The organism is Pseudarthrobacter sp. 10T415 (assembly GCF_056394175.1).
Window position 1 is genome coordinate 425,103 of sequence record NZ_JBFTHJ010000001.1, and the last position, 18,973, is coordinate 444,075.

Genomic DNA, 18,973 nt, shown 5'->3' on the forward strand with positions numbered 1-18,973 from the left:
TCCGGCGGAATCTCTAGGTGGTTCGGCCGCTGAGCAGGTACCGGGACTCCACGATGCCCCTGCCCAGGGTTCGGGAGGCAGTCAGCTCAAGCGGCGGCGTCGGGCCCTGGATGGGCAGCAGGCGCTTGCCGTCGCCCAGGATGACAGGGATGACGGAGAGGATGATCTCGTCCAGGAGACCCGCAGCGGCGAACTGGGCGGCGAGGTTGCCGCCACCCACCACCCAGATGTTCCGGCCTGCGGCATCCGCGCGGAAGTCGTCGGCGAACTCGGTGACGCTGCCCCGGACGAAAGTGATGTCGGAGCCCGGAGGGGCAGCATGCTCGTGGTGGGTGAAGACGTAGCAGGGGGTGGACGGGTACGGCCATTTGCCCGGTTCGTGTTCCATCAGCCAGGCGTAGGTCTCACCGCCCATGACGATGCAGCCCACGTCAGCCATGAAAGATTCGTAGCTTTCGCTGCCGCCCTCGAAACCGTCGAACTGCAGGAGCCAGCCGAGATCGTCCCCGGAGGTGGCGATGAAGCCGTCCAGGGAGGCCGCGACGAAATACTGGATGCGTGGCATGGCCCAAGCCTAGCCAACGGCGCAGGGCCTGCCCAGTACGCCTTTCATGGCCCTTGTGCCGGGCAGGACCGCGATGGCCGCCTGGAGGACGGTGGCTACTTGGAGAAGTACGGGATGATCAGGTAAAGCCCGAAGAGGACCGCAGCACCACAGAGGCCAAAGCAGAGGTAAGCCAGCGACCGCTTCAAACCTGGAGAGGGCTGCTGGGCATCGGCGGCAATCGCCGTCAGCCGGACACCCAGCGCGTACAGCGTCACCACCGTGGAAGCGGCAATGAGTGTGGCGCCGGCAACTGTCAGGAGTTCCAACCACTTCATCGCTGCGTTTCCTTCGGGTTGGTTGCGTCGGCGTCAGCCGGCGCCTGTGACTGCGGCTCCGTTTCCGCCTGCGGCCTGGCGTTTGGCTTGGCGCTGGCTTCGGCTTTCGCTTTGGCCTTGGCTTCGGCGCGTGCCCGGGCCATGGCCTTCTTCTTGGCGAAGCGGACGGCCTGCCCGGCTTCCTCGACCTCCACGGCGTTGTGGTGGCCCACGGCAGACTTGCGTGAGTAGAAGAACATGAACAGCACAGCGCCTGTACCGGCGATCGCTGCGATGAGGACTCCCACCACGCCGGTGTTGACGAGCAGGGCAGTCAGCGCGCCGACAATGCCGGCGGCCGGAAGGGTGAACAGCCAGCCGATGGCGATCTTTCCCACCATGTTCCAGCGGACGGTGGTGCCCTTGCGGCCCATTCCGGAGCCGATGACGGAGCCGGAGGCCACCTGCGTGGTGGACAGCGCGAAGCCCAGGTGCGATGAAGCCAGGATGGCTGATGCGGTGCTGGTCTCGGCAGCGAAGCCCTGGGCCGGCTTGACCTCGGTGAGGCCGGATCCCATGGTGCGGATGATGCGCCAGCCACCGGAGTAGGTGCCGATGGCAATGGCCAGGGCACAGGCAGCGATGACCCAGAACTGGGGTCCGGTGCCGGGTGCCTGGGTGCCGGCGGCGATGAGGACCAGGGTGATGATGCCCATGGTCTTCTGGGCGTCGTTGGTGCCGTGCGCCAGCGCCACGAGGCTGGAGGTGAAGATCTGGCCCGTGCGGAAGCCGCCACGCTTCTGCGTCAGCTTGCTGCCGGTCTCGGGATCGTGCCGGGAGGTCAGGGCGTAGGCGAGGCGGGTGCATACATAGGCCACCAGCCCGGCGATAAGGGGGGCGAAGATGGCCGGCAGGATGACCTTCTGCAGCAAGCTCTCCAGGTTGATGGAGTTGAAGCCGATGCCCACGATGGCCGCACCGATCAGGCCGCCGAAAAGTGCATGCGACGAACTGGACGGCAGTCCCTTGAGCCAAGTGATCATGTTCCAGAGGATGGCGCCCATCAGGCCCGCGAAGATGATTTCCGGAGTGATCGGACTCGTGCCGGATCCTTCGCGGATGATGCCGCCGGAAACTGTCTTCGCCACCTCAGTGGACAGGAACGCGCCCACCAGGTTGAGGAGGGCGGCCAGAGTCACCGCGGTCTTCGGCTTGATGGCACCCGTGGCGATGGGTGTTGCCATGGCGTTCGCGGTGTCGTGGAAGCCGTTCGTGAAGTCGAAAAATAGAGCCAGTGCAATGACCAGCGCCACCATGAAGGTGATGTCCACCTGTTGCCCAATCTGCAGAGTTGGTGTTCAGCAGTTTCCGTACCCCGGCTGCCGTGCACAGCATAATTCACCGGATGTTCGTGGGGAATGTCCTGTGCTGCTAACCAAACCGGTGCGAAACCCTATCGATCGTACGCGCCCGTGGCAGCAGGTCAAAACAGCGATCCGGCCAGGAAAGACCGGACGGACTCCAGTTCGGATGGTGAGATTCCGCGCCGGGGATCCGGGGATACGGCAAGCATCCGACGGCCCAGCAGCCGCACCCATGAATTCGCCTCCGCCTCGTAGCCGAGCTGGTCATCGATCCACACGGCAGCATCCGGACTGGTGGCTTCCAGGTGGCCCATGATGGCCTGGAGTTTCCACCACCCCTCCCCCGTTCCCGCGCCGGCCGCGGTGAGATACGGCCAGTCCCTGCCGTCCAGGCCGATGGCCCGGCACAGGTACCGGGGTGCAAGCTCCTCCCAGCTGGTGAGCCACACGCAGCGCACGCCTTCGGTGCGGGCGATGCTGTTGAGCCCGGTGACCAGCTCAGCGGCGTAGGCCACGGGCAGCAGCCCGGCGTCGGCCCGACGCCACGCAGTACCCCAGCCGGTGGTTCCGGCCGGCCCAAAAGGGCAGATGACGCCGTCGACGTCGATATACAGCGTGCGTGACACGGTGTCCGTCCGCGCGGGTCAGCCGGGCTGGTCCGATGGCGTGCGTCCGGCGTCCAGGCCTGGCGCAGCGAGCCTCTCGAGGGCGGCGATGGTCACGTCCGGCAGGACGATCAGGCCGTCCAGTTCCCGCCGCGCCCGCTTGTAGGCAGCCTGGCGCTCCGCCGGGGTGGCAGCCGCGTTCTCAGCAATCATGAGCAGCTTCCTGGCCGTGGCGAGCCGCTCACGCTCGGGCCCGGAAAACTTGCTGTCGCGGATCCGGCGGGCTTCCCGCTCCGCCACGTCCAGGGCAACGGCAAAGGCGTTCACTGCCGTCCGGTAGGCGTCCAGCTGGGCGGGCGACAGGTCCGCGGCGGAGTGGGGACGCTGGCCGTCGGCGTCGCGCTTGGCCCGCAGGAACGCGACGGTCAGGGGTTCACGCACATCCGTCATGAGTGGAAAGTCGATGAGCTTGCCCACGTCGAGTTCGTACTCGAGCCAGCGCCGGTTGGTGGCGTCATGCGTGGCGGTCAGCGCCTCCACGTCGGCTGCCGAAGCCTTCCCGGCTTCCCGGGCCTGGTTCTTCAATGTGAGAAGTTCCACCTTGCGCCGGTGCCGCCGCTCGCTGGCCTTGCGCCACGAATTGGCATAGTGGCCGGCGAAAGCGGTCAGCGGAAAGACCAGCCACCATTTATCGGAGAGGAAATCAAAGAGGTGCTCCACTGCACCATCCTCGCAGGCGGCAGGGGCTGCCTCAAGGCTGCGGCATGGCCGTTGGTTCATGATGTAGGTGAACCAGCCTCATCACAGGACAGGAGCACAGGCATGAGTACCAGGACCGCCCTCGTCACGGGGGCATCCTCCGGCATCGGAGAGGCCACCGCAAGGAAACTCCACGCCCTGGGTTTCACCGTGTACGGCGCCGCACGGCGGACCGGCCGGCTCCAGGACCTTGCGCGGGACGGTGTCCGCCCGCTGGCCATGGACGTGACGGACGACGCCTCCATGCTGTCCGGCATTGGCGAGATCATGGCGGCGACCGGACGGATCGACGTCCTGGTCAATAACGCCGGCTACGGTTCGTACGGCGCGTTGGAGGACGTGGACATCGATGAAGGACGGCGGCAATTCGAGGTCAACGTCTTCGGCGCCATACGGCTGGCCCAGCTGGCACTTCCGCACATGCGCGCCCAGGGCTCCGGCACCGTAGTGAACATCACCTCGATGGGCGGAAAGATCTACACCCCGCTGGGCGGCTGGTACCACGGTACCAAGTTCGCCCTTGAAGCCCTCAGTGACTGCCTGCGGCTGGAGGTCAAACCGTTCGGCATCGACGTGGTGGTCATCGAACCCGGCGGGATCGAAACCGAGTGGGGCGCCATCGCAGCAGACTTCGTTGAGGAGACCTCCGGCAGGGGACCCTACGCAGCCCAGGCGTCGGCCGTGGCGAGGACGCTGCGCTCAGGTTCAAACCCGAAACGCAACTCCCCGCCGACGGTCATTGCCGACGCCGTGGGTAAGGCGGTGACCGCCCGCCACCCGAAGACCCGGTACGTGGCCGGGTTCGGTGCCCGGCCCCTCATCGCGGCCCGCAGGCTCCTCACCGACCGGCTGTTCGACACGCTCATCAGCAGGGCCGTTGGCCTGCCGCGGGCATAGGAACCGGGCTTGCGGTCGGGTGTAGCACCGGCCGGGCACCGGGAAGGGCACCCCTGCGGTGAATCGCGGGGGTGCCCTTCGCTGACGTGGCAGCCGGATCAGGGGGCGTCAGCGGCACGCTCCCCCGCGTTGGCGTTGACCAGCCACGCGACGCCGAACCGGTCCGTGCACATGCCGAAGACGTCACCCCACGGGGACTTCTCCATCGGAACGGTGACGGCGCCGCCGTCGCCGCTGAGCTTGTCGTAGTAGCCGCGCAGCTCCGTTTCGTCCTCGCCGCTGAGGGAAATGGAGATTGCGGAGCCCTCGCTGAATTCCATGTGGTTGGGGGTGTCCGAGCCCATGAGCACCAGGCCGTTGGGCGTGGTCAGCATGCCGTGCATGACCTTCTCGGCTTCCGCCGGGTCCTCGGCCATCTGGTATTCGCCGAACGTGCTGACCCGCAGGTCGCCGCCGAAGACTGACTGGTAGAAGTTCAGGGCCTCACGGGCGTTGTCCCGGAAGCTGATGTACGGGTTGAGTATGGTCGGCATACTGGATCTCCTTCGCGTGGTGTCTTGCTCATGAACCAGACAACATCCTGCCCCATGGGCGCCCCCGGGGGTAGGGGGTTCGGGAGGCCGCCTCGCCCGGCTGGTCAGGGCACGAACCGGTACCCAATGCCGGGTTCCGTGAGCAGGTGCCGCGGCTTGCCGGCGTCCGCTTCCAGCTTCCGCCGCAGCTGCGCCATGTACACGCGCAGGTAATTGGCCTCCTTGACGTAGCCGGGACCCCACACCCGTGCCAGCAGCTGCTGCTGGGTGATGAGCCGGTTGGGGTTCAGGACCAGGATTTCGAGGATCTTCCACTCGGTGGGCGTCAACCGGACCGCAGTGCCGCCGCGGTCCACCCGGCGGGCCGCCAGATCCACGCTGAACGCAGAGGAGGCCACCACGGGTGCCGCCTCCGGGGCAGGGACACGGCGCTGCAGGGCGCGCAGCCGTGCCAGCAGTTCGTCCAGCCCGAAGGGCTTGGTGATGTAGTCGTCGGCGCCGGCGTCCAGGGCACCCACCTTGTCCGCCGAGCCATGCCGCGCCGACAGCACCAGCACCGGCATGGTGCTCCACCGCCGCAGGTCGCGCAGCACTTCGACGCCGTCCATGTCCGGCAGTCCCAGGTCCAGGATCAGCAGGTCCGGTGCGTGCCGCGACGCGGAAAGGAGCGCCGATGCGCCGTCGGCGGCCGCGTCCACCGCGTACCCGTGGGCGGCAAGGGTGATCCGCAGCGCCTTCAGGAGATGGGGATCATCGTCCACCACCAGCACCCTGGCGTGGGCATCCGGTGCACCGTCGGCCGTCGTATCCTGGTTCGCCTGCGTCATGCCCCCGTCACTCCCGCCGGCCCGGCACCGGGTCCCGTGAGGGCACGGCCGGCAACTGGAGATCCTGCGACGGGTGGCCCGGCGGACAGCGGCAGGCGGATGACCATCGTCAGGCCGCCGCCCGGTGTTTCTTCAGCGTCGAGGCTTCCGCGCATCGCCTGCACGAAACCCTGTGCCACGGCCAGCCCCAGCCCGATGCCGGTTCCCTGGTCCGCGTCCCCCAGCCGCTGGAACGGCTGGAACATTTCCACCACCTTGCGGGCCGGGACACCCGGGCCGTGGTCGATGATGCGCAGCTCGCCGGCGGGGTGGCCGCCGGGGCCGGCCTGCTGCATCGGGGTACCGGATATGGTGATGCCCGCACCAGGGGCGTACTTCAGCGCATTCTCCACGATATTGGCGATGGCGCGCTCCAGCAGCCCGGGGTCCGCTTCCACAGCCGGCATGTTGGCGGGAAGGGCCACCGCTACTGCGCCGGCGGGGCACGTCCGGAGGGCATGGTCCACAGCGACCCGCCACCGAACGGGTTCCAGCAGCGGTTCCACGGACTGGGCAGTGATCCTGGACATGTCCAGGAGGTTGCCCACCAGCCCGTCCAGCCGGTCAGTGCACTCATCGATGGTTTCCAGCAGTTCCCGCCGTTCCTCCGGACCGTAGCCCACGCCGTCCTGAAGCAGGCCCCCGGCCGCCAGCTTGATGCCCGCCAGCGGCGTGCGGAGGTCATGCGACACGGCCCGGAGGATGGCGGTCCGCATGGCGTTTCCCTCGGCAAGGCGGGAAATCTCCAGCCTGCTCGCCTCCAGCTGCCGCCGTTCCAGCCGTGCCCGGACATGAACCCCGAAGGCGTCCAGCAGCCGGCGCTCCGCGCGGGGAATCTCCCGCCCGAACAGGAGCAGCCATGTGCGGCTGCCCAGTTCTTCGGCAGTCCGCGCCGCCGAACCGTCCGGGCCCTCGTCCCAGTCCGGGATGTCCCCCGCTCCCGCCACAAGTTCCCAGCCCGGCTGCGGAGGGTCCGCGGCGGCGGTGACGACGGCGGCTCCGGAGACCCCGAAGACACTGAGTGACTCCGAGAGCAGCGCCTGCAGCGAGTCCTCGGAGCGGGAGGCCCCCAGGGCCAGGTCAGCCAGGGTTGCCGCTTCGGCCCGGGCGAGGGCCGCTTCCTTGGAGCGGCGGGCCGATCCGTCCACTACGCCGGCCACGGCAACGGACACCCCCACGAAGACGCCCAGTGCCAGGACGTCCTGGGGGTCGTGGATGGCGAGGTCCCCCACGGGCGGCGTGGAAAAGTAGTTGACCAGCAGGCTGCTCCAGAGTGCACCGGCCACAGCCGGCCACAGCCCGCCCACCAGGGCCACAGCCACCGCTCCGGCCAGCTGGACCAGCACCGCCGTGGCCACGCTGTGGTCCTGGACGGCGAGGAGCAGCTGAAGGCTTGCCGGCAGGAAGGCCGCGAGTGCGAATCCCGCCAGGGTCCGGCCCCGGCCGAGCTCGGTCCGTGCACGCCGCATAGGGTGTGCGGCCGGGTCGCGGGGCACCACCTGGACATCGATGTCGCCGGCGTCGCGCACCACCCGGGCTTCAACGCTGCCGCGGAACAGTCCCGCAATCCGCCGCCGCCGTGACTGTCCCACCAGGATGTGGGTTGCCTGCACCGACCGCGCGTAGTCCAGCAGGGCCTGCGCGACGTCGGTTCCGGCGAGCGCGTGGTACTCGCCGCCCAGGCCGGCAACTGCCCGCTTCTGGTCTTCGAGGGCGCGTGGCGAGTCGCCTCGGGTCCCTGAGGGGGTCCTCACGTGCACCGCCAGCAACTCCCCGCCGCCGCGCCCTGCAAGGCGCGCGGCGCGCCTGACCAGGAGTTCGTCGTCGTCTCCGCCCTTAAGGCCGGCGACGATCCGTTCGGTTGCCATGAGGCACATTCTTCCACCGTTGCGGCAGGTGGACGCGCTGCGGGGCCGCTGAGTGTGGGTCCGCTCACAACGGCGTTAAGGATGCATCAAGATCGCCCGTTTGCCGGTTCCGCGGCCCGTGCCCGGTGCTACGTTCGGCTGTGCCCGGCGGCGTGCCGGGACTTTGAATCGAAAGGCATGGCGATGACCACCATGAGCCGGCCCCCGGCTGATCCCTCAGCCCCACCGCTCCCGCGGGGCGTGGCGATGAAGAACTGGCTGCTGTTCGGGCTGCAGGACACCAAGGGCACGCACCAGGGTCCTGGCGGCGTGGCAGCCAGCGGGCACCGAAAGCACCGCTGGTGGCAGGTGATGTGCCTGACGGGCGTGGACTACTTCTCCACCCTGGGCTACCAGCCTGCCATCGCTGCCCTGGCCGCCGGCGCCATCTCCCCGCTCGCCACCCTGGTGCTGGTGGCGGTCACCCTGTTCGGGGCGCTTCCGGTGTACCGCCGGGTGGCGGCGGAGAGCCCGCGCGGCGAGGGGTCCATCGCCATGCTGGAACGCCTCCTTCCCCGCTGGGGCGGCAAACTGCTGGTCCTGGTTCTCCTCGGCTTCGCGGCAACCGACTTCATGATCACCATGACGCTGTCCGCCGCCGATGCCACCGCCCACCTGATCGAGAACCCGTTCGCGCCGGGCTGGCTGCACGGCCAGAATGTCGTCATCACCCTGGTGCTGTTGGGCCTGCTCGCGGCGGTGTTCCTGCGCGGCTTCAAGGAGGCCATCGGCATCGCCGTGGTCCTCGTGGCCGTGTACCTGGCACTGAACGTGGTGGTGGTGGCCCGGGCACTCGCCGAGGCGGCCACCCACCCGGTGGCGGTCAGCGGATGGTGGGATGCCCTCACCACCAGCCACGGAAACCCCCTCATGGCGGTGGCCGTGGCGCTGCTGGTCTTCCCCCGCCTGGCACTGGGCCTGTCCGGTTTTGAGACGGGCGTGGCCGTCATGCCGCAGATCCGGGGAGCCGCCGGTGACACCGAGGCCAACCCTGCGGGACGGATCCGCGGTACCCGCCGCATGCTGACCACTGCCGCCCTGATCATGAGCACGTTCCTCATCACCAGCAGCTTCGCCACGGTGGTCCTGATTCCGGAGCAGCAGTTCCAGCCCGGCGGCGAGGCGAATGGACGCGCCCTGGCGTTCCTGGCGCACACCTACCTGGGCCCGGAGTTCGGCACGGTGTACGACATCAGCACCATCGCCATCCTCTGGTTTGCCGGCGCCTCCGCGATGGCCGGGCTCCTGAACCTCGTCCCCCGGTACCTGCCCCGCTACGGCATGGCGCCGGAGTGGGCCAAAGCGGTCCGGCCCCTGGTGCTGGTCTTCACGCTGACGGGTGTTCTCATCACGGTGCTGTTCGAGGCCGACGTCGATGCCCAGGGCGGTGCCTACGCCACCGGCGTCCTGGTGCTGATGACCTCCGCCGCCGTTGCCGTGACGTTGTCCGCGCGCCGGCTCCGGCAACGGCGCAGGAGTTTCGCCTTCTCCGTCATTGCGCTGCTGTTCCTCTACACCACGGTGGCCAACATCTTCGAGCGGCCCGAGGGCATCCGGATTGCAGGTTTCTTCATCCTGGCGATCGTGGCCATCTCCCTGCTGTCCAGGGTGCTGCGGTCCTTCGAGCTGCACGCCACCCACGTCCGCCTGGACACTGAGGCGCTCCAGTTCGTCACCTCTGCGGTGGCCGGCCCCATCGGCATCATCGCCCACGAGCCGCTGCGCCAGTCCGCCGAGGCGTACCGCCGGAAGCTGGCCTCCGCCACTGAGGCGAGCCACTTCCCGGACAACGCAACCCCCCTGTTCCTGGAAGTGATGGTGGACGACTCCTCGGACTTCGAAACGGCCCTGGAAGTACGGGGTGTCCTCCGCCACGGCTACCCCGTGCTGGAAGTCCACGGCCCGGTGGTTCCCAACACCATCGCCTCGGTGCTCCTGCACATCCGGGATGTGACAGGGCTGATGCCTCACATTTACTTCCGCTGGACCGAAGGCAACCCGGTGTCGAACCTCCTGCGGTTCCTGGTGCTCGGCGAGGGCGAGATTGCCCCGGTGACCCGCGAAATCCTGCGCGAGGCCGAACCGGACGTCACCCAGCGCCCGTGGGTCCACGTCGGCTGACCCGGACGAAAAGTGGTGCCTAACGCTCCGGAGGAAAGTAGGCTCGGGTGATGGCCAGATTCTTCGATGTTCATCCGCACGATCCCCAGCCCCGCGCCATTGCGCAGGCCGTCAGCATCGTCCGCGACGGCGGGCTCATCGCCTACCCCACAGACTCCTGCTATGCGCTGGGGGCACAGATGGGCAACAAAGACGCACTGGACCGGATCCGGACCATCCGCCACCTGGATGACAAGCACCACTTCACCCTGGTGTGCCGTGACTTCGCCCAGCTGGGCCAGTTCGTGAACATCGGGAACGATGTGTTCCGGAGCATCAAGTCTGTGACCCCCGGAAGCTATACGTTCATCCTGCCGGCCACCAAGGAGGTCCCCAAGCGGCTGCTGCACCCGAAGAAGAAAACGGTGGGCGTGCGGATCCCGGACAACCGGGTGGTCCAGGCCCTGCTGGCCGAACTGGGCGAACCGCTGCTGTCCAGTACCCTGCTGCTGCCGGACGAGGACGAGCCGCTGACCGTGGGCTGGGAAATCAAGGAACGCCTGGACCACCAGGTGGACGCTGTGATCGATGCCGGCGACTGCGGGGCCGAACCCACCACGGTGGTGGATTTTTCCAGCGGGGTGGCCGAGGTGGTCCGGCGGGGCATGGGAGACCCGTCACGCTTCGAGTAACCGCCGGGCCCTGACCGCCTTCGCGGGGCACTGTGCCGCTGGCCGCCGTCGTGGATTACGACGGCGGCCGGCGGGTCCGTGCCAGCGCGCCCCGCTGCAGGATTGCGGCTCAGTCCTGCTTCTTGGCGCGGCTCGGCTGGACCCTCGGCGGTTCGCCGGGCATCTTGGGGTAGTCCGGCGGGAACGGCATCTCGCCGAGCCCGTCCTTGGCGTCCCTGTCCCACCACTCCAGCAGGGTGCCGATGGTGCCGGGCTTGTCACCGAACCCGGCCCAGGGGTCGCCCACCGTTTTCAGCCGGTCCGGGACGGTGAGGACGGTGAACTTCCGGGGATCCGTGTTCTCCAGCTCATCCCACGTGATGGGACAGGAGACCGGGGCGTGCGGCAGGGCGCGGGGACTGTAGGCGCCGGCGATGGTCCGGTCCCGGTTGGCCTGGTTGAAGTCCAGGAAGATCCGTTCTCCGCGCTCCTCCTTCCACCACGCCGTGGTCACTTTGTCCGGCATCCGCCGTTCCACCTCGCGGGCGGCGGCGATGACGGCGTGCCGGACGTCCAGGAATTCGCGGACCGGCTCGATCGGGGCGTAGACATGCAGGCCGCGGTTGCCTGAGGTTTTGATGAACGATTCGAGTCCGGCTTCGGCCAGGACATCCCGCAGCACCTGGGCGGCCGGGATGGCGTCGTCGAAGTCCGTACCGGGCTGGGGGTCGAGGTCGATGCGGAGCTGGTCCGGATTGTCCGTGTTCTCCGCCCGGGACGGCCAGGGGTGGAACACCACAGTGTTCATCTGCACTGCCCAGACGGCGGCTGCCGGCTCGTCCAGCACCAGCTGCGGATGGGAGCGCGCACTCGGATAGACCACCTTGACGGACCGGACGAAATCCGGGGTGCCCCGGGGCGGGTTCTTCGAGAAGAACATCTCGCCGTCGATATTGTCTGAGTACCGCTGCAGGGACACCGGACGGTCCCCGTTCGCTGCGATGAACGCCTCCCCCACTTCGCAGATGTACCGGGCGAGATCCAGTTTGGTCAGGCCCAGGTCCGGGAACAGGACCCGGCTGGGGCTGGAAATGCGCATCTCGCGCTCGCCGTGGGGGCCCGGGACGGTGATGGTGGTCTGTTCGCTCGCCATGGGGACAACGTACACCCCGCGGTCCGTACGGCAGCACATTTGCCCTGCCAGGTCCGGCATGATGGATCCATGCCCGCAACCGATCAGCACCTGTCCATCCCGGTGGGCGATACCGCCGTCTCCGCCGACTATGCCCGCCCGGACAGCCCGGCGGGCCCCGTACCTACTGTGGTGGTGGCGCACGGTGCCGGCGCCGGGATGGAGCACCCGTTCCTGCGCGGGTTCACCGATGCCCTGAACGTATTGGGCCTGGCCACGCTCCGGTTCAACTTCCCTTACCGTGAAGCGGGCCGTAAATTTCCGGACCGCCCGCCGCTGGCCATCGCCACCTGGCGGGCCGTCATGGATACCGCCGCGGAGCAGGCAACGGTCAACGGTGACACAGGCCCCGTGTGGGCCTGCGGTAAATCATTTGGCGGCCGGATGGCGTCAATGGCCGTGGCGGAGGGGATGCCGGCGGCCGGCCTCATCTACCTGGGCTACCCGCTGCATCCGCCGGGCAAGCCGGAGAAGCTGCGCGACGAACACCTGTACGGGCTGGCCACGCCTATGCTGTTCCTGCAGGGCAGCCGGGACACCTTTGCCACTGCCGCCCTCCTTGAGGACGTGGTGGCCCGGATCGGCCCGACGGCGGTCCTGCAGTGGGTGGACGGCGGCGACCATTCCTTTGCGGTGGCGGGGGCTAAACGGCCCGCAGGCCAGGTTGGTGCCTCGTTGGCGGCGCCGGTGGCGGATTTCATCAGGGCCAGCGGCGGATAACGCCATAGCTTGGCGCAGGCTAGGCGGCGTCTTCGTGCCACCAGCCCTCCCACGCTGCTGAGGTCAGCCGGCCCGCCGGGAACGTGCCGGACTCGGCGTTGCGGGATCCACCGGCGTCATTGCGGCGGCCATCCAGCAGGAGGTTGAGGCTGGTCAAGAGAAACATGATGAGTCCTTCCGTAGGTGGTGCGGACCACGCTGTCCGCGTAGGAAAGAGCCTAGGCAAGGGATGTTTCAGCACGTCGACGGGACGTTTCGGCTTTGTATCGTTGTTCTCACGCAGCCGTCTGCGCAGCCATGCGCCGCGGCTTACTGCCGATGCATGCCTCAGTTCCGCCGGTTGGTCCGTGCGGTGGCCGGAGCTGCCCAGGGATCCTCGGGCCAAGGATGCCGGGGATACCTGCCGCGCATCTCGGCCCTGACCTGGGCATACGGCCCGGACCAGAAGGAGGTGAGGTCATCGGTGACGGCCAGCGGCCGGCGTGCCGGGGACAGCAGATGGAACAGGACCGGAACCCGTCCGCCGGCCAGGCGCGGGGACTCGGCCAGCCCGAAGCACTCCTGCAGCTTCACGGCCACAACGGGCCGGGTGGTTTCCTCGCCGGGGACCGGGTAGGACACCCGGATCCTTGAACCGCTGGGGACCTCAAGCCATTCGGGTGCCAGCTCATCGAACCGTGCCGTGTCCGGCCAGGGCAGCAGGTTCCGCAGCGGCCGGGCCAAGTCAACGCGCGCGACGGCGGCCCCTTCAGCGAGTGCCTGGAGTTCCGGTCCGAGCCACTCGTCGAGGCGCTGCAGGAGCGCACCGTCCGAAACATCGGGCCACGGTCCGCCCAGCTCGCGGTGCAGGAGGGCGAGGCGCCCGCGAAAGTCCCGTGCCGCCGTCGACCATTCCAGCAGGGCGAGCCCATCCCGGCGCAGGGCCGCGCTGACCGCCGCACGGCCCGCCTCCGGCGTGGGCCGGACGGGAGTCTCCGCCAGCACTATGGCGCCAAGGCGCCGGACCTTCCGTGCCGTGACCCGCCCCTGCCGGAACTCTGCCTCAACGGCTTCGGCCAGGAGGTGGCTGGCGGCGTGCTCAGCCTGCGCTGCGGTGAGCGGCGCCGCCGACCTGATCACTGCCCCGGTGCCCGCGGCGTCCCGCCCATCGGCCCTCGACACTTCCGCGACTGCGAGCCACTCATGGCCGCCCAGTGAACTGCCCGCCGGCAGCCCGGCCCTGGTCCCGGAGCTCAGCAGGTAGCGGGCAGGTCCGTCGCCGGGCACCAGGCGTGCCACCCGGTCCGGGTATGCCAGCGCGACGACGACGCCCGGCGCCCCGCCGGTGGCGGGGCCGGCGCGTCCGGCCGCGTTGCGTCCTGCGGCGTTTGGCCCGTGCCGGCGGGCGAGTGCTTCCAGGCGCCGGGTCTCCTCCTGCCACCGCCGCTGGGCCGGCCCCGCCTCCGTACGCAACCTGCCGAGCAGCCGCGGCAGGTCGGCGTCGGGCGCCCGCTGGTCCCCAGCAATGGCCGCCACCACTTCGGCGGCTGCCTGCGCACCCACGTCCGCGGCGCCGTCGAGCAGGGCGCGGGCCAGCCGCGGGTCTGCCGGAATCTCCGCGAGGACCCGTCCGGCGGCGGTGGCATGACCGTCAGGGGTGACGGCACCGAGCTCCCGCAGCACTTCCATGGCCTCGTCCATGGCCAGCTGCGGCGGCGCGTCCGGCAGCGCCAGGCCCTGGCCCCCGGGGGAACCCCAGCAGGCCAGGGTCAGGGCGGCGCCGGCCAGGTCCGCCACCCTGATCTCCGGGGTGGCATGCGCGGGCGCCGCACCGAACGCCTGCTGGCTGTAACAGCGGACCACGGTGCCGGGCCCCTGACGTGCCGCACGGCCCGCCCGCTGGTCCGCCGAGGCGCGTGCGCAGGACACTGTCACCAGGCCGGCCATGCCGCGGGCAGCGTCGCGCCGGGGTTCCCTGGCCAGGCCGGAGTCAATCACCAGGCGGACGCCGGGTACTGTCAGCGACGATTCGGCAAGGTCCGTAGACACGATGATCCTTGGCTTGCCGCCCGGCAGGCGGCCTGAGACTGCCCTGTCCTGTTCAGCAGGGCCGGCCTGGCCGTGGAGTTCGAGGACGTCCATGGCGGCGCCCAGCCGATGGCGCAGTCCCGCCGCCACATGAGCCACCTCCCGGGCGCCGGGAAGGAAGACCAGGGCATCGGAGGACGGGTCGGTGCGCAGGGCCTGCTCCTGGGCTTCCGCTGCGGTGATGGCGACGTGGTCAAGGAACGCGCGCGTCACGCCGCGGTCATCCAGCCTGGAAACGGTGGCCGGATGCCAGCGGACCTCCAGGGCATGGAGGACCGACGGCGAGTCCACCACGGGAGCCGGCCGGCCGCCGTCGGGATCCCCCAGCAGGGCCGCGAACCGTGCAGCCTCCACCGTGGCGGACATGGCCACCACCTGCAGGTCGCCGCGCAACTGGCGCACCTCGGCCAGCATTCCCACCAGCAGGTCCGTTTCCAGGCCCCTTTCGTGGACTTCGTCCAGCACGACGGCGGCCACGCCTGTCAGCCCGGGATCGGCCAGCAGGCGGCGCAACAGGATGCCGGGGGTCACGAACTCGACGAGGGTTTCCGCTCCGGCCCGGCGCTCGCCGCGGACGGTGTAGCCCACCCTGCCGCCCAGCTGGCTGGCATCCAGGGAGGCCAGCCGCCGCGCGGCGGCACGGGCTGCGACGCGGCGCGGCTGGGTCACCACAACGCGGCCCTCTCCACCGGCCAGGTTGGCCAGCAGCGGCGGCAGCATGGTGGTCTTGCCGGTGCCGGGAGGTGCCTGGACCACGGCAGCGGCGGACGGACCGCCGGCGTCGAGCGCCTTCCGGAGTTCGGGGAGGGACCGCGCGAACGCGAGGTCAGCGCCAATGGCAGCGAGGTCAAAGGGCTGGGTATCAGGGGTGGCGGACGGACCCGTGGACAAACTCACCTGTCCATTCTGCCTGCAGCCCGGTCCCCCGAAGTCCTGCAGCGTGGTCCCGGGCGGACGGGTCAGGGTTTCTTGTGGCCCTTGGCTTTGCCTTGGGGTGCTGTGACGCCGGGCGGAGGTCCGGGTTGCTGCTGCACGGCCGGCGCGGGATCCGGCGCGGCAGGAGCAGGAGCAGGAGCAGGTGCTTCGGGCACGGCCACGGTGCCTGCGGAACCGGCTGTTGGCGTGCCGTCCGCGGGTTGGGCGGCCTCCGCTGTGGGTGCTGTCCCGGCGGCAGCGGCGGTGCCGGCCACCGCAGCCCGGGACTCAAGCTGCCCGGTGATGTCGGCCCGCACCTCGCCCAGGGCACTCTCGATGCCGCGCAGCCGCGGTGCGGTGATCCGGCCGTCGAGGGCGGCACGGTCGAGGTCATCTTCGAGTCCCTGCAGGGCAGCAAGTGCGCCCTCGAGCCTGTTTTCCGCGGCCGCCTGGCTGATGCTCAGGACCCGGATCTGGAAGCCCCGCATAGTGGCCTGATCGGTGTCGCCGGCCTGTTGCCCCTGATAGACAGCCGCGGAGCCGGCCGTGAGGGCCGCAGCGACCAGGACGGCGATACCGCTGCGGAGGAGAGTGGAGCGTGACAGGCGGCGGGGGCGCCGTGTTGGCCATGAAGGGGCTACGGGTAACGGTGCTACGGGCCTCGCGGCCGGGGCTTCACCGCCCGGCATCAACTCAGGCAGCATGCCGGCCCCGGAGTGGGGCCAGGGACGCAGCCGGGCGCATCGGCAGGGTGGAAACCCGCGCCGGAACTGGGACCGCGGCGATATCGCGTTCGGCGGCATCGGCCCCGGCAACAGGCTGCGGGCCGTGCCGGGTGCCAGCGTGGGCGCGGAGACGTCCGAGGACGCCCTGGACCGCTGCGCGCAGCAGGACCGCTGCCAACTGCCCGATGCCCACGCCCAGCAGCACATGGCCGGCAAGGTACTGTCCGCCGGGCGCCGCACCGCCATAAGGGGCTGACGCGGCAACGGCTGCTCCGCCGGCAGTGAGCATCAGTGACCAGGCAACGCCGAATACTGCGCCCATTGTTCCTGCTTCCATCGTCCGCTAATCAGCAAGCTTACGGTAATGCTCAGCAAGCTTACTACTCGGCGGTGCGGATGCAAGAACCCTGCAGGAAGCCGGATCAGGACCAGGCCGCCACCCGGGCGGAAACGGCCGCCCGCTGCGTCGCCATCCCGAAGCGGAAGTGGGTGGTCAGCTGGCGGCTTCAAGCAGGCGGGCCGGCGAAAGTCCGGCGTACCGGCCCTTGAAGAACAGGAGCGGCTCTGCGTCCATCCGGGCACTCAGGTGCCGCACGCTGGCCACCACAATGGTGTGGTCGCCGCCGTCGTACTCCGCATGGAGTTCGCAATCGATCCAGGCGAGGGCATCGTCAAGGATGGGGTTGCCCAGGGGCGAGGACGTGTGGCTGACCCCGGCGAACTTGTCCGTTCCGGAGCGGGCAAACTGTCCGGCGAGGTGCTGGTGTTCGGCCGGCAGGATGTTCACCGTGAAGGAGCCCGCGTCCCGCAGGACGGGCCACGTGCTGGAGGTTCGGGCGGGGCTGAACGTGACCAGCGCGGGTTCCAGCGACAGGGATGCGAACGACTGGCAGGTAAAGCCGGCCGGCCCTTGCGGGGTTGAGCTGGTAATTACCGTCAGCCCGCTGGCAAAGGTTCCAAAAATATCGCGAAGCCGGCGGGGGGCAAGATCTGATGTGGCTGTCATTATGTGGCCTCTCGTTTGGATCGTTACCTCACCAAACCATTACCCAAATCAATTCGACAAGCACAGCCGCAATGCACTGACGCGCTCCGCAACGCGGCTTCACGCCGGTACCCGCGGCGTCATCTGACGGCACTGTTACGCCGTTCATGACCGTTTCTTACCGCCCGTTGATCCGCATGTCCTGCAATTTCGATTTGTTTATTCCGGTTTCGTCCAGGTTCGCGGCGCAGGGGCCAACAAAGCTAATTTCCCTTAGAACCGAATTGAAAAATGACGCTCCCGGGAAATTCCTCTTTCCCTCACTGTCACATTCTTCCGCCAGGCACCCACCCCGAAAGAGATTCCGGCATGACATCAGCAGAACCCGAAACGCGGCCACGCCCCACCCATACGCAACGTGCCGTGGACTCATTCGTCCTGGAACTTTCCGCCCGCCACCCGGGCATTGAGGTGTTGGCGCCGACGCCGGAAACCGGGTCCTACCGTTACGACGCCGCGACGGCGAAAACGGCCGCGCCCGACGCCGGCACAGATGGTCCCGCAGTTGTCTTCCCTGCCAGCGCCGGTGAGGTGCAGCAGGTGGTGCGGCTGGCCGCTGAACTGGGCGTCTCGGTGGTTCCCCGCGGCGCCGGTACCGGACTGTCCGGCGGCGCCACCGCAACCGCCGGCCAGGTGGTGGTGTCCACGGAACGGCTGACAGCTGTCATCGAGGTCTCGCCGCTCGACGAAGTTGCCGTGGTTGAACCGGGCCTCATTAACGCTGAGCTGAACGCACGCCTCGCGCCGCACGGACTGTTCTATGCCCCCGATCCCGCCAGCTTCGACATCTCGTCGATCGGCGGCAACATCGCCACCAACGCCGGCGGACTGAGGTGCGCCAAGTACGGGGTGACCCGCGAATCCGTCCTGGCCCTCGACGTCGTCCTCGCCGACGGCAGCCTGGTCAGCGTGGGGCACCGCTCCATCAAAGGCGTGACAGGGTTGGACCTGACCTCGCTGTTCGTCGGCTCGGAGGGGATCCTGGGGATCGTGGTCAGGGCCACTGTCCGGCTGCGGCCCATCCCGGTGGCCCGGAAGACGGTCACAGCGTTCTTTGACAGCACGGCGGCGGGCGCCAAGGGCCTCTCCGCCATCACCCTTTCCCCCGTCCGGCCGGCGGCCATCGAGTTCTTCGATACCCCCACCCTGGAAAACATCGACAGCTATTCCGGCACCGGCCTCCGCGCCCGCGGCGCCGCGCTGATCCTGATCGAACTCGACGGCTACGGCATCGAGGCGCAGTCCGCGGACCTTGCCGCTGCACTCACCGCCGCCGGCGGGCGGGTCACAGTGGAATCGGACGACGACGGCGTGCGGCTCTGGGAACTGCGCCGCAGCGGCCGCGGCCTCCCGAAGGACAAGTGGTACATCGGCGAGGACATTGCCGTCCCGAAGTCCCGGCTCCCCGAAGTCTATGCAGCGTTTCCGGCGCTGGAAGCACGGTTCGGCGTCGACATCTCGGCCGTATCGCACGCCGGCGACGGCAACCTCCACCCGCTGATCACGCTCGACAGGCAGCCCGGCGACGACCCCGCGCAGCCGCCGGCGGCCCTCCAGGAGGCCGCCACCGAACTGGTCCGCGTGGCCCTCTCGCTCGGCGGCACCGTCACCGGCGAACACGGCATCGGCAGCATCAAGCAGGACTGGGCCGCGCTGGAACTCTCCCCCCGGATCCGCCAGGCGCAGCACGCCATCAAATCAGCTCTGGACCCGCAAGCACTGCTCAACCCCGGCAAAGCCATCTAG

General features: G+C 68.9%; 19 protein-coding genes. 5 read left to right on the plus strand and 14 right to left on the minus strand.

Annotated features, from left to right (window positions below; genetic code table 11):
- Positions 1-13: 13 nt before the first annotated feature.
- The 5 genes from AC1DBN_RS01990 to AC1DBN_RS02010 all read right to left on the minus strand — a co-directional run bounded on the left by AC1DBN_RS01990 (position 14) and on the right by AC1DBN_RS02010 (position 3,550).
- The gene (locus AC1DBN_RS01990) at positions 14-565 is read right to left on the minus strand and encodes a dihydrofolate reductase family protein (RefSeq protein WP_477722490.1); all 552 of its coding nucleotides are present in this window, start codon (positions 563-565) and stop codon (positions 14-16) included.
- Between the two features lie 95 nt (positions 566-660).
- Positions 661-882, minus strand: coding sequence for a hypothetical protein (locus tag AC1DBN_RS01995; RefSeq protein WP_056078903.1), 222 nt, complete (start codon positions 880-882; stop codon positions 661-663).
- A complete protein-coding gene (locus AC1DBN_RS02000) occupies positions 879-2,192 on the minus strand; it encodes an inorganic phosphate transporter (RefSeq protein WP_314213104.1) in 1,314 nt (437 codons plus the stop codon). The genes AC1DBN_RS01995 and AC1DBN_RS02000 overlap by 4 nt, the downstream gene beginning before the upstream one ends.
- Before the next feature lie 152 nt (positions 2,193-2,344).
- Positions 2,345-2,851 (minus strand): HAD domain-containing protein, encoded by a 507-nt coding sequence (locus AC1DBN_RS02005; protein ID WP_314213106.1) that lies wholly within the window; start codon positions 2,849-2,851, stop codon positions 2,345-2,347.
- A gap of 18 nt (positions 2,852-2,869) precedes the next feature.
- On the minus strand, positions 2,870-3,550 hold the full coding sequence (locus AC1DBN_RS02010) for a hypothetical protein (RefSeq protein ID WP_477722534.1): 681 nt from the start codon (positions 3,548-3,550) through the stop codon (positions 2,870-2,872).
- 102 nt (positions 3,551-3,652) lie between these two features.
- On the opposite strand from AC1DBN_RS02010, the gene AC1DBN_RS02015 reads away from it, so the two are divergent.
- On the plus strand, positions 3,653-4,486 hold the full coding sequence (locus AC1DBN_RS02015) for an oxidoreductase (protein ID WP_477722491.1): 834 nt from the start codon (positions 3,653-3,655) through the stop codon (positions 4,484-4,486).
- A 98-nt stretch (positions 4,487-4,584) separates the two neighbouring features.
- Here the strand turns inward: AC1DBN_RS02015 and AC1DBN_RS02020 are convergent, their stop codons facing one another.
- The 3 genes from AC1DBN_RS02020 to AC1DBN_RS02030 all read right to left on the minus strand — a co-directional run bounded on the left by AC1DBN_RS02020 (position 4,585) and on the right by AC1DBN_RS02030 (position 7,753).
- Positions 4,585-5,019, minus strand: a complete 435-nt coding sequence (locus AC1DBN_RS02020; protein ID WP_091719993.1) for a VOC family protein — start codon at positions 5,017-5,019, stop codon at positions 4,585-4,587.
- Between the two features lie 104 nt (positions 5,020-5,123).
- Positions 5,124-5,846 carry a response regulator gene (locus AC1DBN_RS02025; RefSeq protein ID WP_477722492.1) on the minus strand — a complete coding sequence of 241 codons (723 nt, stop codon included), beginning with the start codon at positions 5,844-5,846 and terminating at the stop codon, positions 5,124-5,126.
- Positions 5,843-7,753, minus strand: coding sequence for a DUF4118 domain-containing protein (locus AC1DBN_RS02030; RefSeq protein WP_477722493.1), 1,911 nt, complete (start codon positions 7,751-7,753; stop codon positions 5,843-5,845). Before AC1DBN_RS02030 ends, AC1DBN_RS02025 begins: the two co-directional genes overlap by 4 nt.
- 183 nt (positions 7,754-7,936) lie before the next feature.
- Here AC1DBN_RS02030 and AC1DBN_RS02035 point away from each other — a divergent pair, with 183 nt between their 5' ends.
- Together AC1DBN_RS02035 and AC1DBN_RS02040 are read left to right on the plus strand one after the other, a co-directional pair.
- Positions 7,937-9,913, plus strand: coding sequence for an APC family permease (locus AC1DBN_RS02035; RefSeq protein WP_477722494.1), 1,977 nt, complete (start codon positions 7,937-7,939; stop codon positions 9,911-9,913).
- Positions 9,914-9,963: 50 nt separating this feature from the next.
- Entirely contained in the window at positions 9,964-10,584 is a 621-nt protein-coding gene (locus AC1DBN_RS02040) for an L-threonylcarbamoyladenylate synthase (RefSeq protein ID WP_314213403.1), read from the plus strand.
- Positions 10,585-10,693: 109 nt separating this feature from the next.
- On the opposite strand, the gene ligD is transcribed toward AC1DBN_RS02040, so the two are convergent.
- Positions 10,694-11,716 carry a non-homologous end-joining DNA ligase gene (gene ligD / locus AC1DBN_RS02045; RefSeq protein WP_172829957.1) on the minus strand — a complete coding sequence of 341 codons (1,023 nt, stop codon included), beginning with the start codon at positions 11,714-11,716 and terminating at the stop codon, positions 10,694-10,696.
- 69 nt (positions 11,717-11,785) lie between these two features.
- On the opposite strand from ligD, the gene AC1DBN_RS02050 reads away from it, so the two are divergent.
- Entirely contained in the window at positions 11,786-12,475 is a 690-nt protein-coding gene (locus AC1DBN_RS02050) for an alpha/beta hydrolase family protein (RefSeq protein WP_314213119.1), read from the plus strand.
- Between the two features lie 19 nt (positions 12,476-12,494).
- Here the strand turns inward: AC1DBN_RS02050 and AC1DBN_RS02055 are convergent, their stop codons facing one another.
- From AC1DBN_RS02055 to AC1DBN_RS02075, 5 genes are all read right to left on the minus strand, one after another.
- Positions 12,495-12,641 carry a hypothetical protein gene (locus AC1DBN_RS02055; protein WP_314213121.1) on the minus strand — a complete coding sequence of 49 codons (147 nt, stop codon included), beginning with the start codon at positions 12,639-12,641 and terminating at the stop codon, positions 12,495-12,497.
- 161 nt (positions 12,642-12,802) lie between these two features.
- Positions 12,803-15,433, minus strand: a complete 2,631-nt coding sequence (gene hrpB / locus AC1DBN_RS02060; protein ID WP_477722535.1) for an ATP-dependent helicase HrpB — start codon at positions 15,431-15,433, stop codon at positions 12,803-12,805.
- 68 nt (positions 15,434-15,501) lie between these two features.
- Positions 15,502-15,945, minus strand: coding sequence for a mucin-associated surface protein (locus AC1DBN_RS02065; protein WP_314213124.1), 444 nt, complete (start codon positions 15,943-15,945; stop codon positions 15,502-15,504).
- A 205-nt stretch (positions 15,946-16,150) separates the two neighbouring features.
- On the minus strand, positions 16,151-16,504 hold the full coding sequence (locus tag AC1DBN_RS02070) for a hypothetical protein (protein ID WP_314213127.1): 354 nt from the start codon (positions 16,502-16,504) through the stop codon (positions 16,151-16,153).
- Positions 16,505-16,675: 171 nt separating this feature from the next.
- A complete protein-coding gene (locus AC1DBN_RS02075) occupies positions 16,676-17,188 on the minus strand; it encodes a flavin reductase family protein (protein ID WP_314213129.1) in 513 nt (170 codons plus the stop codon).
- 348 nt (positions 17,189-17,536) lie between these two features.
- Here AC1DBN_RS02075 and AC1DBN_RS02080 point away from each other — a divergent pair, with 348 nt between their 5' ends.
- The gene (locus AC1DBN_RS02080; RefSeq protein WP_314213131.1) at positions 17,537-18,973 is read left to right on the plus strand and encodes an FAD-binding oxidoreductase; all 1,437 of its coding nucleotides are present in this window, start codon (positions 17,537-17,539) and stop codon (positions 18,971-18,973) included.

What these genes read in the sequence shown, in the direction of transcription:
- AC1DBN_RS01990 (WP_477722490.1), bottom strand. Translation starts at nt 565, where the DNA reads ATGCCACGCATCCAGTATTTCGTCGCGGCCTCCCTGGACGGCTTCATC.
- AC1DBN_RS01995 (WP_056078903.1), bottom strand. Translation starts at nt 882, where the DNA reads ATGAAGTGGTTGGAACTCCTGACAGTTGCCGGCGCCACACTCATTGCC.
- AC1DBN_RS02015 (WP_477722491.1), top strand. Translation starts at nt 3,653, where the DNA reads ATGAGTACCAGGACCGCCCTCGTCACGGGGGCATCCTCCGGCATCGGA.
- AC1DBN_RS02020 (WP_091719993.1), bottom strand. Translation starts at nt 5,019, where the DNA reads ATGCCGACCATACTCAACCCGTACATCAGCTTCCGGGACAACGCCCGT.
- AC1DBN_RS02025 (WP_477722492.1), bottom strand. Translation starts at nt 5,846, where the DNA reads ATGACGCAGGCGAACCAGGATACGACGGCCGACGGTGCACCGGATGCC.
- AC1DBN_RS02030 (WP_477722493.1), bottom strand. Translation starts at nt 7,753, where the DNA reads ATGGCAACCGAACGGATCGTCGCCGGCCTTAAGGGCGGAGACGACGAC.
- AC1DBN_RS02035 (WP_477722494.1), top strand. Translation starts at nt 7,937, where the DNA reads ATGACCACCATGAGCCGGCCCCCGGCTGATCCCTCAGCCCCACCGCTC.
- AC1DBN_RS02040 (WP_314213403.1), top strand. Translation starts at nt 9,964, where the DNA reads ATGGCCAGATTCTTCGATGTTCATCCGCACGATCCCCAGCCCCGCGCC.
- ligD (WP_172829957.1), bottom strand. Translation starts at nt 11,716, where the DNA reads ATGGCGAGCGAACAGACCACCATCACCGTCCCGGGCCCCCACGGCGAG.
- AC1DBN_RS02050 (WP_314213119.1), top strand. Translation starts at nt 11,786, where the DNA reads ATGCCCGCAACCGATCAGCACCTGTCCATCCCGGTGGGCGATACCGCC.
- AC1DBN_RS02055 (WP_314213121.1), bottom strand. Translation starts at nt 12,641, where the DNA reads ATGTTTCTCTTGACCAGCCTCAACCTCCTGCTGGATGGCCGCCGCAAT.
- AC1DBN_RS02065 (WP_314213124.1), bottom strand. Translation starts at nt 15,945, where the DNA reads ATGCGGGGCTTCCAGATCCGGGTCCTGAGCATCAGCCAGGCGGCCGCG.
- AC1DBN_RS02070 (WP_314213127.1), bottom strand. Translation starts at nt 16,504, where the DNA reads ATGGGCGCAGTATTCGGCGTTGCCTGGTCACTGATGCTCACTGCCGGC.
- AC1DBN_RS02075 (WP_314213129.1), bottom strand. Translation starts at nt 17,188, where the DNA reads ATGACAGCCACATCAGATCTTGCCCCCCGCCGGCTTCGCGATATTTTT.
- AC1DBN_RS02080 (WP_314213131.1), top strand. Translation starts at nt 17,537, where the DNA reads ATGACATCAGCAGAACCCGAAACGCGGCCACGCCCCACCCATACGCAA.